At 75.1% G+C, this 14,156-nt stretch carries 11 protein-coding genes; 8 read left to right on the forward strand and 3 right to left on the reverse strand.

The window, feature by feature from the left end:
* The first annotated feature begins 112 nt into the window (after positions 1–112).
* The 3 genes from CG747_RS09330 (at position 113) to CG747_RS09340 (ending at position 5,089) form a co-directional block, all read left to right on the forward strand.
* Positions 113–1,138, forward strand: coding sequence for a MoxR family ATPase (locus CG747_RS09330; protein WP_100601179.1), 1,026 nt, complete (start codon positions 113–115; stop codon positions 1,136–1,138).
* Positions 1,138–2,523 (forward strand): DUF58 domain-containing protein, encoded by a 1,386-nt coding sequence (locus CG747_RS09335; protein ID WP_100601180.1) that lies wholly within the window; start codon positions 1,138–1,140, stop codon positions 2,521–2,523. Before CG747_RS09330 ends, CG747_RS09335 begins: the two co-directional genes overlap by 1 nt.
* A gap of 151 nt (positions 2,524–2,674) precedes the next feature.
* Positions 2,675–5,089 carry a DUF3488 and transglutaminase-like domain-containing protein gene (locus CG747_RS09340; RefSeq protein ID WP_100601181.1) on the forward strand — a complete coding sequence of 805 codons (2,415 nt, stop codon included), beginning with the start codon at positions 2,675–2,677 and terminating at the stop codon, positions 5,087–5,089.
* A gap of 453 nt (positions 5,090–5,542) precedes the next feature.
* On the opposite strand, the gene CG747_RS09345 is transcribed toward CG747_RS09340, so the two are convergent.
* From CG747_RS09345 to CG747_RS09360, 3 genes are all read right to left on the reverse strand, one after another.
* Positions 5,543–5,944: a DUF3040 domain-containing protein gene (locus CG747_RS09345; RefSeq protein WP_100601182.1), complete on the reverse strand. Its 402-nt coding sequence runs from the start codon at positions 5,942–5,944 to the stop codon at positions 5,543–5,545.
* A gap of 361 nt (positions 5,945–6,305) precedes the next feature.
* Positions 6,306–7,061, reverse strand: coding sequence for a methyltransferase (locus CG747_RS09355; protein WP_100601183.1), 756 nt, complete (start codon positions 7,059–7,061; stop codon positions 6,306–6,308).
* 105 nt (positions 7,062–7,166) lie between these two features.
* Positions 7,167–7,682, reverse strand: coding sequence for an SAV_6107 family HEPN domain-containing protein (locus CG747_RS09360; RefSeq protein WP_100601184.1), 516 nt, complete (start codon positions 7,680–7,682; stop codon positions 7,167–7,169).
* 232 nt (positions 7,683–7,914) lie between these two features.
* Between CG747_RS09360 and CG747_RS09365 the strand changes: the two genes are divergently transcribed.
* The 5 genes from CG747_RS09365 (at position 7,915) to CG747_RS09385 (ending at position 14,103) form a co-directional block, all read left to right on the forward strand.
* On the forward strand, positions 7,915–8,709 hold the full coding sequence (locus CG747_RS09365) for an ATP-binding cassette domain-containing protein (RefSeq protein ID WP_100601185.1): 795 nt from the start codon (positions 7,915–7,917) through the stop codon (positions 8,707–8,709).
* Positions 8,681–10,888: a YhgE/Pip family protein gene (locus CG747_RS09370; RefSeq protein ID WP_100601186.1), complete on the forward strand. Its 2,208-nt coding sequence runs from the start codon at positions 8,681–8,683 to the stop codon at positions 10,886–10,888. Before CG747_RS09365 ends, CG747_RS09370 begins: the two co-directional genes overlap by 29 nt.
* Before the next feature lie 35 nt (positions 10,889–10,923).
* The gene (locus tag CG747_RS09375) at positions 10,924–11,538 is read left to right on the forward strand and encodes a TetR/AcrR family transcriptional regulator (RefSeq protein WP_100601187.1); all 615 of its coding nucleotides are present in this window, start codon (positions 10,924–10,926) and stop codon (positions 11,536–11,538) included.
* A 349-nt stretch (positions 11,539–11,887) separates the two neighbouring features.
* Entirely contained in the window at positions 11,888–12,508 is a 621-nt protein-coding gene (locus CG747_RS09380) for a DUF4126 domain-containing protein (RefSeq protein ID WP_100601188.1), read from the forward strand.
* A gap of 71 nt (positions 12,509–12,579) precedes the next feature.
* Positions 12,580–14,103, forward strand: coding sequence for an NAD(P)/FAD-dependent oxidoreductase (locus CG747_RS09385; protein WP_180985454.1), 1,524 nt, complete (start codon positions 12,580–12,582; stop codon positions 14,101–14,103).
* Positions 14,104–14,156: the final 53 nt, after the last annotated feature.

Below are 14,156 nucleotides of genomic sequence, written 5' to 3' on the forward strand. Positions count from 1 at the left end.
GAATGCGTAGGTGACATCCCGCCCGGCCGCGGCCTGGCGGGATGCGCACACGGGGAGGGCCGGGTCCGTCAAGGGGGCGTCGGCCACCCGGGGAGGGGCCGAGGAGGGCCGAGTGACGACGTATGACGAACGAGCGAGCCTTGCCGATCTGACCACCACCGCCGGTCGGGTGCACCGGTCGGTGGAGGGAGTGATCGAGGGCAAGCCGGAGGTCGTACGGCTCGCGCTGACCGTCCTGCTGGCCGAGGGGCATCTGCTCATCGAGGACGTGCCCGGCGTCGGCAAGACGATGCTCGCCAAGGCGCTGGCCCGGTCCATCGACTGCTCGGTGCGCCGCATCCAGTTCACCCCCGACCTGCTGCCGTCGGACATCACCGGCGTCAGCGTCTACGACCAGCAGCGCCAGGACTTCGAGTTCAAGCCCGGCGCGATCTTCGCCCAGATCGTGATCGGCGACGAGATCAACCGCGCCTCCCCCAAGACCCAGTCGGCACTCCTGGAGTCCATGGAGGAGCGCCAGGTCACCATGGACGGGCAGACCTACCACCTGCCCAGCCCCTTCATGGTCGTCGCGACGCAGAACCCGGTCGAGATGGAGGGCACCTACCCGCTCCCGGAGGCGCAGCGGGACCGCTTCATGGCCCGGGTGTCGATCGGCTATCCCAGCCCGGCGGCCGAGCTGCGGATGCTCGACGTGCACGGCGGCGCCTCCCCGTTGGACGGCCTGCGCCCGGTGGCGCACGCCCACGAGATCGTGAAGCTGACCGAGGCGGTGCGCACCGTGCACGTCGCCGAGGCCGTGCGCCGGTACGCCGTCGACCTCGTGGCGGCCACCCGCAGCCACCCCGATCTGCGGCTCGGCGCCTCGCCCCGGGCGACCCTGCACCTGCTGCGCGCCGCCAAGGCCGCGGCGGCCATGTCCGGGCGGGAGTTCGCGCTCCCGGACGATGTGCAGTCGCTGGCGGTGGCGGTGCTCGCGCACCGTCTGCTGCCCACCGCCCAGGCCCAGTTGAACCGCCGCACCGCCGAGCAGGTGGTGCTGGAGATCGTGCGGCGCACCCCGGTCCCCGACCCGTCCGCCCCGCGGTCGCGGCAACCCGACCGCGGCCAGCAGCCGCCCGGCGCACGGGGGTTGTGATGTCCGGCGGGGGGAGCACCGGGACGCCGGAGCCGGGCGGTCTCCGCGCCGCCTTCGGGGGGCTGACGACGCGCGGCCGGTCGTTCCTGGCGGCCGGGCTGGCCGCCGCGGCCTGCGCGTATCTCCTGGGGCAGGCGGATCTGCTGCGGGTCGGACTGCTGCTGGCGGCGCTGCCGCTGGTGTGCGTCCTGGTGCTGCACCGCACCCGCTACCGCGTCGCGGGCAGCCGCACGCTCGCACCGGCCCGGGTGCCGGCGACGGCCGAGGCCCGGGTCGGACTCCGGGTGGAGAACGTGGCCCGGCTGTCGACGGGTGTGCTGATGCTCCAGGACCGGGTTCCGTACGTCCTCGGGCCCCGGCCCCGCTTCGTCCTGGACCGGATCGAGCCCGGCGGACACCGCGAGGTGTCCTACCGCGTCCGCTCCGACCTGCGTGGCCGCTATCCGCTGGGGCCGCTCCAGCTGCGCCTGTCCGACCCGTTCGGCATGTGCGAGCTGACGCGTTCCTTCAGTACGTTCGAGACCCTGACCGTGGTGCCCCGGGTCGAGCCGCTGCCCCCGGTCCGGCTGGCCGGCGAGGCCGCCGGGTACGGCGACGGGCGCCACCGCTCCCTCGCCCTGGCCGGTGAGGACGACATCATTCCGCGCGGCTACCGCCACGGCGACGACCTGCGCCGGGTCCACTGGCGCTCCACCGCGCGCCATGGCGAGCTGATGGTCCGCCGCGAGGAGCAGCCGCGGAAGGCGCGCTGCACGATCCTGCTCGACACCCGGACCGTCGCCCACCACGGCTCCGGGCCGGACTCGGCCTTCGAATGGGCGGTGGCCGGCGCCGCCTCGGTCGCACTGCATCTGCTGGAGCGGGGCTTCTCGGTGCGGCTGCTGACCGACACCGGCAGCGCGGTGCCCGGCCCGGAGGGCGGCGGTTTCGCGGGCGGCGAGTCCGCCGACGCCGGGGGCCTGCTGCTGGACACCCTCGCCGTCGTGGAGCACTCCGCCGAAGAGGGCCTCTCCGCCGCGTACGACGCGCTGCGCGGCGGCACGGAGGGACTGCTGATCGCCTTCTTCGGCGAGCTGGACGAGGAGCAGGTCGCGCTGGCAGGCCGGATCAGCCGGCGCAGCGCCACCGCGGTCGCCTTCGTCCTGGACGGCGACGCCTGGTCCCGGGGACCCGGTGGGATCCGCTTCTCACAGGGCGGGACACCGGTCGCCGAGCGGTCGCGGATGCTGCGCGAAGCGGGCTGGACAGCGCTGCCGGTGGCGCCGGGTGCCGCGCTCACCGATCTGTGGCGGGCCGCGGACCGGGCGGGGGCGGCACCGGCCGGGGCGGCACCGGGGTGGGGCGACGCGCACGGCGCGCACGAACGAAGCGAGGCGGGCGCATGAGCGAGCGCGGCGAGCAAATCATCAGGCCGGGCGCGCCTCGCGTGTGCGGGGGCGGGCGAAGCGAGCTCTCGGGCATGAGGGAGCGCAGCGAGCGAATCATCAGGAGGTGCGCGCCTCGCGTATGCGAGGGCGAGCGAAGCGAGCTCTCGGCATGAGCGGGCGGGCGCGGCTGGCGCTGTGTGCGATGGTGGCGACGCTGTGCGCCGGGAGCGCGTTGCTGCCGCTGGTGGACCCGATCACCTGGTTCTTCCAGGCGGCCCTGATGCTGGCGCTGGTGACGGGGGTGGGTGCGCTGGGTCGGCGGGTCCCGCTGGCCCGGCCGCTGACCGTCGGCGCACAGGCGCTGGCGGCCGTCCTGCTGCTGACCGTAGTGTTCGCCCGCGGCCAGGCGATAGCCGGGCTGCTGCCGGGTCCGGACGCCGTCACCGCCTTGGTCGACCTGGTGCGGGACGGGGTCCGGGACGTCGGCCGGTACGCCATCCCGGCTCCGGTCACGCCCGGTATCCGGCTGCTGCTGGTCGCCGGGGTGCTGCTGATCGGCCTGGTCGTGGACGCGACGGCGGTCACCTACCGCAGCGCCGCTCCCGCCGGGCTGCCGCTGCTCGCGCTGTATTCGGTGGCAGCGGGGCTGTCCCAGAGCAGCGCGGGCTGGCTGTGGTTCGTCGTGGCGGCCGCCGGCTATCTGCTGCTCCTGCTCGCCGAGGGCCGCGACCGGCTCTCCCAGTGGGGGCGGGTGTTCGGCGGCCCGGTGGCCGGTCGGCCGGGAACGGACCCGGGCGGCCGGCTGCCGATCCGCCGGGGCCGCCGGATCGGTGCGCTGGCACTGGGCATCGCACTGCTGGTGCCCGCCGTGCTGCCGTCGCTGGGCGCCGGGCTGCTCGGCCCGACCGCCGACGGCACCGGCCCGGGTGGTGGGGGCGGCACCATCTCCGCGGTGAACCCCCTGGTCTCGCTCCAGGACAGCCTGAACCAACCGGAGGACCGCGAGGTCCTCAACTACCGCACGACCGCGGCCGACACCCGCGAGATGTATCTGCGGATCGTCGCCCTGGACCAGTTCGACGGCACGGCCTGGAAGCCGTCCGAGCGCACGGTCACCGACGTTCCCGCGGAGTTGCCGCGGCCGCCCGGCCTCAGCTCCGACGTGTCCGTCACCCGCGTCAACACCTCCCTGTCCACCGCTCAGTGGTATGCCCAGAACTGGCTGCCGCTCCCCTATCCGGCGGCCAAGGTGGACATCCCCGGCCGCTGGCGGTTCGAGCCCGAGGGCCGCACCCTGGTCGGCGACCGCGGGCAGAACACCCACGGCCTCCAGTACCAGGTCGAGAGCCTGCAGGTGCGGCCCACCGCCCACCAGCTGGCCGCGGCCCCGCCGCCGCCCGCCGCCCTGCGGAGCGAGTACACCAAGGTCCCGGACTCCCTCCCGCCGATCGTCCGCACCACCGCCCGCCAGGTCACCCGCGGCGCCCGCACCGCGTACGACAAGGCGGTCAAGCTCCAGGACTGGTTCGCGCTCTACGGGGGCTTCAGCTACAACACCGAGGTCCGGGCGGGCAGCGGCACCGAGGCGATAGCCCGCTTCCTGGAGGACAAGGAGGGCTTCTGCGTCCACTTCTCGTTCTCCATGGCGGCGATGGCCCGCACCCTGGGCATCCCGGCCCGGGTCGCGGTCGGTTTCACCCCGGGCACCCGGCAGCCCGACGGTACGACGTCGGTGAGCCTGAAGGACGCGCACGCCTGGCCCGAGCTGTATTTCCAGGGCGTCGGCTGGACCCGTTTCGAGCCGACCCCGAGCCGCGGCAGCGTCCCGGACTACGCCTTTCCGGACACCTCGCAGCCGACCGGTCCGGGCGGCCCGGACCACGCGCCGGGGCCGACCGCGGTGCCCTCGACCGGGCCGTCCGCGGCCCCCTCCTGCGGCCCCGGCGAGCGGCGGGCCGGGCCGGAGTGCGCGGCCATGCCCGCGGTGCCGACTGCCGGCCCGCCGGACGGCGGCCTCTCCCCCGGGGTGCTCAGCCTCCTCGCCCTCGCCGCGCTGCTGGTCGTGGTGCTGCCCGCGGTCCCGCTGCGGTGGCGGGCCCGGGCCCGCGCCCGGCGGTTGGCGGGCGGTCCGGACGGTGCCGCCGCGGCGGACCCTCTCGCCGCCTGGCAGGAGCTGGTCGACACCGGCTGGGACTTCGGCATCCTCCCGGACGAGTCGCTGACGCCGCGCGCGGCGGTGGCCCGGATCATTCGCGTCGGGGAACTGTCCCCCGACGCCGCCGCGGCCGCCCAGCGGGTCGCCACGGCGGTCGAGCAGGTGCTGTACGCCCCGCAGCCGGTTCCGGCGGCCGGCCTCGCCGCGGACGTCCGGCGGGTGCACACCGGTCTGCGGGACGGCGCGCCCCGCGCGCTCCGGCTTCGGGCCCGGTTCGCCCCGCGCTCCGCGGCCCGTCTGCGCTGGTCCTGGGCGGTCCGCTGGTCGGCCCTGCGGCTGCGCTGCCGGGACAGCCGCCCGGCGGCCGCGGCCCGGCGGGCGGCGGACGCACTGCGGACGGCGGCGCGGCGGCGCGGCAGGCGGGCGTAGTCCGGCGCGGCGGACGGCCCGCCCCGGGCGCGGCGCCGGGGTCCGGTACGCCGTCGCCGGGCTCGGACGGCCCCCTCGCACTCCCGTAGGCGGCCCGCCGCCCGGCGCGTGGCACGGCTGCCCCCGTGGTGACCAGCGGAAGCGCACGTCACGGGCACGGCCCAGGCCGGACACACGCCACGGGACACGGGACACGGGAAGAGGGGAAAGCGAGGGAAGAGGGGAAAGCGAGGGAAGAGGGGCAGGCACAGGAAGAGTGGCAGGCACGAGAAGAAAAGGGTGTGGCCCCCGATCCCTCGGGGGCCACACCACGGAAGTCACATGGACGGTCCGATGCCCGCGCGTGCGCCGTTGCCGGGGCGCAGAGGCGGGCGCAGGCCGCGGACGGGCGTCAGAGACTTGGCTGGATCCGAGCCGGACCGCATGGCGGGATCCGGGCGCAGGGGCCGGTTGTCAGTGACCCTGCTGTTCGTCGCGGCGGCGCTGCCAGCGGTCCTCGATGCGGTTCATCATCGAGCGGCGCTGCCGGACCTGGCGGCGCGTCTGCGGCCCGCCCGGGGCCGCACCCCGCTCACCGGGCTTGGGGGCCTTGCGCCAGCCGGTGACGGCCAGCACGGCGCAGCCGAGCATGACGAGGAAGCCGACGACGCTGACCCACCAGATCTGCTGCGCGACCATTCCGGCCATGAGCAGGCCGATACCCACCAGGAAGCCCGCGACCGCTTGGTAGACCCGTCGCCGGGTGTACGTACGCAGCCCGCTTCCCTCAAGCGCTGTCGCGAACTTGGGATCTTCGGCGTACAGCGCTCGCTCCATTTGCTCGAGCATGCGCTGCTCGTGCTCCGAGAGCGGCACGGAGTCCTCCTACTCGTCGGTCGCGGGGGGCGACCGGGTGCGACCCTTTCAGGATAGGCAGGGAATCGCCCCCGTGAAACCCGCCCCTCTACGCCAATTCACCGTCCGCACCGCCGCGGCGGTGCGGTGGTGATGCTGGCTGCATTCCCCACCCGCCAGTCCGTCATGCCGGAGCGTCGTACCCCGATCATACGGGGCGAAGCGGCTGTTCGGGTGGCCTGTGGTCGACCGCACGCGGTGCCCGCGGGCGTCGCCGGGGCTGCGCCGGCGGTGCTCCCGGCCGCCGTACCGGTCCCGCCCGCGACCGAGGCCGCCCCCGGTACGCCGGTCCGGAGGTGCGGCCGCCGCGTCCGGGGCCCGGTCAGTCGCGCTCGGCCAGGACGTGGAGTTGGGTGGCGACGGAGTGGAACGCGGGCTGCTCGGCCGCGGCGGCCTCCAGCTTCAGCAGGGCGTCGACGGCTCCGGGCTCGGTGTCGACGAGGACGCCGGGGACCAGGTCGGCGAAGACCCGTACGCCGTGCACCGCGCCGACCTGGAGGCCGGTGGCGGTGACCAGGTCGGTGAGCTGCTCGGCGGTGAACCGGCGGGGCACCGGGTCGCCCTCGCCCCAGCGGCCCGCGGGGTCGGTGAGGGCCCGGCGGGCCTCGGTGAAGTGGCCCGCCAGGGCGCGGGCGAGGACCGCCCCGCCCAGACCGGCGGCGAGCAGGCTGAGGGTGCCGGCGGGGCGCAGCGCGCCGACGGCGTTGCGCAGGCCCTCGGCGGGGTCGTCCACGTACTCCAGTACGCCGTGGCAGAGCACCGCGTCGTAGCCGCCGCGCTCGACGACCTGGAACAGGCCGTGGGCGTCGCCCTGGACCCCTCGGATGCGGTCGGCGACCCCGGCCTCGGCGGCCCGGCGCTCCAGGGCGAAGAGGGCGTTGGGGCTGGGGTCGACGACGGTGACGTGATGGCCGAGGCGGGCCACCGGGACGGCGAAGTTGCCGCTGCCGCCGCCGGTGTCGAGGACGTCCAGGGCGTCGCGCCCGGCGGCCTTGACCCGGCGCTCCAGGGCGTCCTTGAGGACGTCCCAGACCACGGCGGTACGAAGGGAGGCGCGCGGGCGCAGCGGGTCAGACACGGTGGGTGGCTCCTCGGCGGGGCATGAACATCCAGTCGTTCACCACCCTATTCCGTAATCCGGCGGGTGCCGCGTCCGGCCCGCGCGGCGCAGCAGGTCCGGGCGTCAGCCGGTCTTCCCCCAGCCGGCGCCGGGGGTCCCGGCCCGCTGCGGGGGCAGCGCCGGCTGGAGCCGGAGCATCCGCTCGACGAGGCGGAGGAACATCCCGGCGTCCCGCAGGAGGTCGTCGGCGGCGCGCCGGGTGGCCGCGCCCGCTATGCCGGCCTCGGCCCTGGCCCGGCGGTCGGCGCCGGCCGCGAACAGGGCGCTCCACTCGGAGAGTTCGGGGGCGACCTCGGGCAGCACCTCCCAGGCGCTCCGGATAGTCTTCCGACGGCGCGCGGTGGGCTCCGGCCGGCCGCGCACGGCGAGGACCGCGGCCGCGGCGCGCAGCGCGGCCAGGTGGGCGGTGGCGAACCGTTCGTTGGCGGATTCCAGGGTCTCGGCCTCGTCGAGGCCGTGCTGGGCCTTGGTGAGCAGATCGAGGGCGGCGGGCGGCGCGGCCGCCCGGCGCAGGACGGGGTGGACATCGCTCGGGGGACCGTACGCAGTCGAGCTGCCCGCGGCGGGACGAGCTGCCATGACGAACCTCCTGTCGTCGCCCGCCGGTCGAGGACCGGCGGGCCGATGCGGACCGTATGCACCCATCGTGCGGCACACCACTGACAATCGACCCTGACCTGCGGTTTCGCCGGAAAACGGACATCGGGTCGGCGGATCCGGAACGGGGTTTCGCGGATTTTCGGCGAACCCCTTGCGGAGGGTGGGACGGATCCCTACTTTGAACTGACCAGTCAGTGCAAAGGAGGGGATCGTGGACAGCACCCCGCACGGGGCGGCGGTCACGGCCGCGGGATTCGGGGTCAAGGGCCCCCGCGGATGGGCGTTCCGGGACCTCGACATCACGGCGGAACCCGGCGCGCTGATCGCCGTACCGGGCCCGTCGGGGTCCGGTCGCACGTGTCTGCTGCTGGCGCTCACCGGCCGGATGAAGCCCGCGGCGGGCACCGCCGAGGTCGCCGGGCTGCCGCTGCCCCAGCGTATGGCCGCGGTCCGGTCCCGCACCGCGCTCGCCCACGTGCCGGGGGTCGCCGAGCTCGATCCGGCCCTGACCGTGGGCGAGCACCTGCGTGAACGCGCCCTGCTGCAGGGCCGGTTCGGCGCCTCCCTCCGTACGCTGCTGCGCCCCCGGCGGGAACGCCGGGCGCAGGCCCGCGCCCTGGTGGACGACGCGCTGACCGCTGCCGGACTGGACGTGGCGGCGCTGCCCAAGGGGATCCGCACCTCCGTGCGCGACCTGGAGCGGCTGGAGGCGCTGCGGCTGTCCGTGGCGCTGGCGCTGATCGGCGGCCCCCGGCTGCTGGCCGTGGACGACACCGACCTGAAGCTGTCCGACGCGGAACGCACCGCGGCCTGGGCGCTGCTGCGGGCACTGGCGGAGGCCGGCACCACCGTGCTCGCGGTGTGCAGCGAGCCGCCGGCGGACCTCGCGGGCGTGGTCCTGGTACGCACCGGCCGCCCGGAACCGGACGCTGCCGACGCCCCCGAGGACGGCGGGCACGACGAGGAGGGGGCGGCCGATGCGCTCGCCGAAGCTGGCCGCGCTTGAGCTGAAGCGGTTCGGGAGGGGGAAGCTGCCGCGCGCCGCGCTGGCCGCGCTCCTGCTGCTGCCGCTCCTGTACGGCGCGCTCTACCTGTGGTCCTTCTGGGACCCCTACGGCCGGCTGGACCGGATCCCGGTCGCGCTGGTCAACGACGACCGGGGCGCCGACGTCGGCGGGCAGCACATCGCGGCCGGCGACGGCATCGTCGCCGGGCTGCGCGACAGCCACACCTTCGACTGGCACCAGGTGGACGCCCAGGAGGCCGGCCGGGGCGTCGAGGACGGCACGTACTACCTCTCGCTGTCCATCCCGCGGGACTTCAGCCGGCGGATCGCCTCCAGCTCCGGGGCCCACCCGGAGACCGGCGCCCTGAAGGTGCGCACCAACGACGCCAACAACTACATCGTCGGGCAGATCTCCCGGACGGTCTTCTCCGAGGTGCGCGCGGCGGCCACGGCCAAGGCGTCGCGGACCTTCCTCGACAAGATCTTCGTCTCGTTCTCGACCCTGCACGGCAAGACCGAGGAGGCCGCCGACGGCGCGGACCGGCTCAAGGACGGCATCGGGCAGGCGAAGGACGGCACCGGCAAACTGGCCGACGGCCTGGGCACCGCCAAGAACGGCAGCGCCCGGCTGGTCGACGGCCTGGGTGACCTCGACGCCGGCGCGGGCCGGCTCCACCAGGGCAGCGCCGAACTCGCCAAGGGGGCCGGCACCGCCGCCACCGGGGCACGCCAACTGGCCGACGGCTCCGGGCAGGTGGCCCAGGGCACCCAGCAGCTCGCCGACACCGTCAACGGCGTCGTCGCCAAGGTGGGGCCGTTCGTCCGGGCGCACGGCAAGGAGATCGGCGAGGCCGCGCAGCTGGTCGCCGACGGCGCCCAGGCGGTGCGCGACCACCTGGACAAGCTGCCCGGCGCGGCCGACACCGGCGCACGGCTCTCCCGGGGCCTGTCCGACCACCTGGACACGTACTACCGGCTGCGCTGCGGCAGCGGCGTCACCCTGGAGACCGACTGCGCCGAACTGAAGCGCATCACCGAGCAGGCGGCCGCCGCGGCGGACACCGCCGAGGAGGTCAGCGGCTACGTCCACGACCAGAAGAACCTCGACCAGCTCGGCCGGGACCTGGACACCCTGCACTCCCTGGCCCTCGAACTCGCCGCGCACGGGCCGACCCTCGGGGCCGACATGGACGCCGCGGTCCAGAAGATCAACGACCTCAACGCCGGCGCCCACAAGGTCTCCGCGGGCGCCCGCAAACTGGCCGCGGGCAACGCCCGGTTGGCCGCCGGTGCGGACCGGCTCGACGACGGGGCGGGGCAGCTGCACGACGGCACCGGCCGCGCCGCCTCCGGGATGGCCGACCTGGACGCCGGCGTCGGCCGCCTCAAGGACGGCGCGCAGACGCTGGACGGCGGGATGTTCAAGCTCTCCGACGGCTCGGCACAGCTGGCCGGCGGGCTGCACGACGGGGTGAAGCAGATCCCCGACTACGGCAAGAAGGAGCGCGACGCGCGCACCCTGGTCATGTCCGACCCGGTGCAGCTGGCGTCCGGCGCCGCCCACAAGGCGCCCAACTACGGCACCGGGTTCGCCCCGTACTTCATCCCGCTGTCCCTGTGGGTCGGCGCGATGGTGGCGTACATGCTGATCCCGCCGCTCAACCGGAGGGCGCTGGCGATGGGCGCGTCCTCCTGGCGGGTGGCACTGTCCGGATGGCTGCCGGTGTTCGGCATCGGGGTGCTCCAGACCGCCGCGCTGATGTCCGTGCTGCACTTCGCGCTCGGCCTTCAGATGGCCCGGGCGGCCGGCACGCTCGGCTTCCTGGTCCTGGTCACGGCCTGCTTCTCGGCGATCGTGCAGTGGCTGAACGCGAAGTTCGGGCCGGCCGGCCGGATCCTCGTCCTGGCGCTGCTGATGCTCCAGCTGACGTCGGCCGGCGGCACCTATCCGGTGCAGACCAGTCCGGGCTTCTTCGAGGCCATCCACCCCTACCTGCCGATGAGTTACATCGTCGAGGGGCTGCGCCGGCTCATCACGGGCGGCGACCTGGCCCCCGTGTGGCAGGGCGGTGCGGTGCTGGCGGCGTTCACCCTCGGGGCGCTCGCGCTGACCTCCCTGGCGGCGCGCGGCCGCCAGGTGGTGCGCATGAAGGACCTCCACCCGGAGCTGAGCCTGTGAGCGCGCACACAGCCTCGACCGGCACAATCGCCCCTATGGACAGCTCCCACACACGCCGCGACGCGACCCGGCGCAAGCTCTTCGAAGCCGCGGTCACGCTCATCGCCGAACAGGGCTTCTCCTCCACCACGGTGGACGAGATCGCCGAACGGGCGGGGGTCGCGAAGGGCACCGTGTACTACAACTTCGCGAGCAAGAACGTCCTCTTCGAGGAGCTGCTGCGGCACGGCATCGAGTTGCTGGCGTCCTCCCTCCAGACGGCCGCCGACGCGGTCACCGACCGGGGCGGCACCCAGGTCGACGCCCTGGACGCGATGATCCGGGCCGGCCTGGACTTCATCGCCCGCTACCCGGCCCTCACCCAGCTCTACGTCGCCGAACTGTGGCGCACCAACCGGGCCTGGCAGTCCACCCTCATGGTGGTGCGGGCGCGGGCCATCACGGTGGTGGAGAACGTGCTGCGGGAGGCCGTGGCCGGCGGGGAGCTCAGCGAGGAGATCGACATCCCGCTGACCGCCTCGGCGCTGTTCGGGATGGTCCTGGTGGCCGCCCTGGACTGGCAGTCGTACCAGCCGGACCGGTCGATCGACGACGTGCACGCGGCCCTGTCGCGGCTCCTCCAGGGGCGGGTCACCGGCCGCCCGGCCTGAGGGAGCGGCGGTCCGCCCCTCGCCCCCGGAGCCCGGCCCCGAACGGACATGGGCGCTGCCCTGGCACGGATCGTTCCCCCGATCGATCCGACCAGGGCAGCGCCGCCCCCGTCGTTCCCCCGTACTCCCCCGTACTCCCCCGTTCCGTCCGGGGAGCCGCACCGCTCCGCCGCCCCGTGTCGGCGGTGCGGCGCCGCTTCCCGTCCGTGGCCCCCACTCTTCCGTCCGGGCGGATCCCGGCCCATCCGCGTACCTACTCATCTCGGCGTCTGAGTACGGATACTCAAAGCTGAGCACCCCGCCCCATCAGCCGGGCGGCGGCCCCCTCGGACCGCCTACGATCTGCGACGTGTCCGTACTTCCCTTGGTCTTCACCAGCGGCTGGGCGAGCGGGATCAACGCCTACGCCGTCGTCCTGCTCCTCGGCCTGCTCGGCGCGACCGGCGTCTCCGACGAGGTCCCCGCCGCGCTGGAACGCCCCGATGTGCTGATCGTCGCCGGACTGCTCTTCCTGGTCGAGGCGATCGCCGACAAGATCCCGTACGTGGACTCCGTCTGGGACGCCGTGCACACCGTGGTCCGGCCGATCGCCGGCGGTGTGGTGGCGGCGCTGCTGGCCGGGCACGACGGGTCGCTGCCGCAGCTGGCGGCCGGTGCCGTGGGCGGCTCCACGGCGCTGGTGAGCCATCTGGTCAAGGCGGGCACCCGGATCGCGGTCAACACCTCGCCGGAGCCGGCCAGCAACATCGTGCTGAGCCTGGCGGAGGACCTGGGCGTCGCCGGGATCGTCGCGTTCGCGCTGTTCCACCCGTGGATCGCGGCGGGCATCGCGGCGGTGCTGCTGGCCGCCGGTATCGCGGTGGTGATCTTCCTGTGGTCGCGGATCCGCCGGTACCTGCTGCGCCGGCGGGAACGGCGCGCGGAGAAGCGGCTCGCGACGGCCGCCGGCAGCGCGCCACCGGCCGCCTGAGCCCGTCCGGCGCCCGGACCGGGCACCGGCCGTCGGCGGCGTTGTCAGTGCCGCCGGATACAGTCGCAGGCATGGCAGGGATTGCGGTGATCGGCGCCGGGATGGGCGCGATGGCGGCCGCCGCCCGGCTGGCCGTCGCGGGCCACCGGGTGGCGGTGTTCGAGCGCGGTGCGACGTACGGCGGCGCGCTGGGCCGGTTCGAGCGGGACGGCTTCGCCTTCGACACGGGCCCCGGTCTGCTGCACCTGCCGGCGGTCTACCGCGACCTGTTCGTCAAGACCGGCCGCGAGCCGCTGGAGCGCTGCGTCGAGCTGACCCAGGTCGACCCCGCGAGCCGGCACGTCTTCGCCGACGGCACCTCCGCGACGCTGCCGAACGCCTCCCGGGCCGGTGTCCTGACCGCCCTGGACGAGGCGCTGGGTGCCGGCCGCGGCGAGCGCTGGAGCGCCCTGCTGGTCCGCGCCCGCGAGGCGTGGGACGCCACCCGCCGACCGCTCCTGGAGGAGCCGCTGTGGGCGGACTGGCGGGTGCTGGGGCGCGACCCGTATCCGGCGGTGCGCCGGCGCGGCCTGTTCGGGCTGGGCGGAGGCAAGGGCCCGACCACCGCCACCCTCGCCGAGGTCGCCCGGCGCGAGCTGGCCGACCCCCGGCTGATCGCCCTGTTGGAGAGCCACGCCCTGGCGTACGGCTTCGACCCGCGCACCGCCCCGGCCAGCGCCGTCGTGCTGCCGTACATGGAGCAGACCTTCGGCAGCTGGTACGTGGGCGGTGGGATGCGGGCGCTGGCCGACGCGCTGTACGAGCGCTGCCGGGCGCGCAGGGTGGAGTTCAGCTTCGGCGCCGAGGTGACCGGGATCCTGGAGAAGGACGGCCGGGCCGCGGGCGTGGAGCTGGCCGACGGCCGGGTGGCCGACGCCGAGTTCGTGGTCGCGGGCGTCGACCCGGCCGGGTTGCCGGAGCTCTGCGCGGGCCGCGAGCCCTGGAACGACGGTGACGTCCGCCCCGACCCGGGGCCGGGCGACCGGGCTCCGGCGCGGCTGACGGTCTGCCTGGCGCTGCGCGGCGCCCGCCCGGCGGACACGGTGCACCGCACGGTGGTCCACGCCGCGGACCGCGGCGCGGAGCTGGCCGCCGTCTTCGGCGACGGGCAGGACCTGCGGGACCCCTGTGCCCGACCGACGGTGACGGTGCTGCGCCCCGACGACCCCGCGACGCGGCCCGACGACGGCCACGAGGCGGTGACCCTCACCGCCACCGTCGCCCCGCACGGTCCGGTCGACTGGCTGGACCCCGAGGCCCTGGAGCAGGACGCGGACCGGCTGGTCGAGAGCGCCGAGGCGGCGGTGCCGGGCCTGCGGGAGCGGGTGCTGTGGCGGGAGGTCCTGCCGCCGACCGGCGGCGGGCCGGTGCCGGGCCCGGCGCTGGCGGGCCGGGAGGGGCGCTTCCTGCGGCCCGGCAACCGCACCCGGATACCGGGGCTCTACACCGTCGGCGGCTGGTCCCACCCCGGCGGCGGGCTGGCGCACGCCGGGATGTCCGGGGCGATCGTCGCCGGCCTGATCGTGAACGGCGACGACTGGCACGGCTCGGAGTGAGACCGGAGTAAGACCCGGCTGAGGCCGGTCGGCCCGGCAGCGCCGGGACCGGC

Origin of the sequence: Streptomyces sp. CB02959 (genome assembly GCF_002803155.1) — a bacterium.
In the GTDB taxonomy this organism is placed as follows: Bacteria; Actinomycetota; Actinomycetes; order Streptomycetales; family Streptomycetaceae; genus Streptomyces.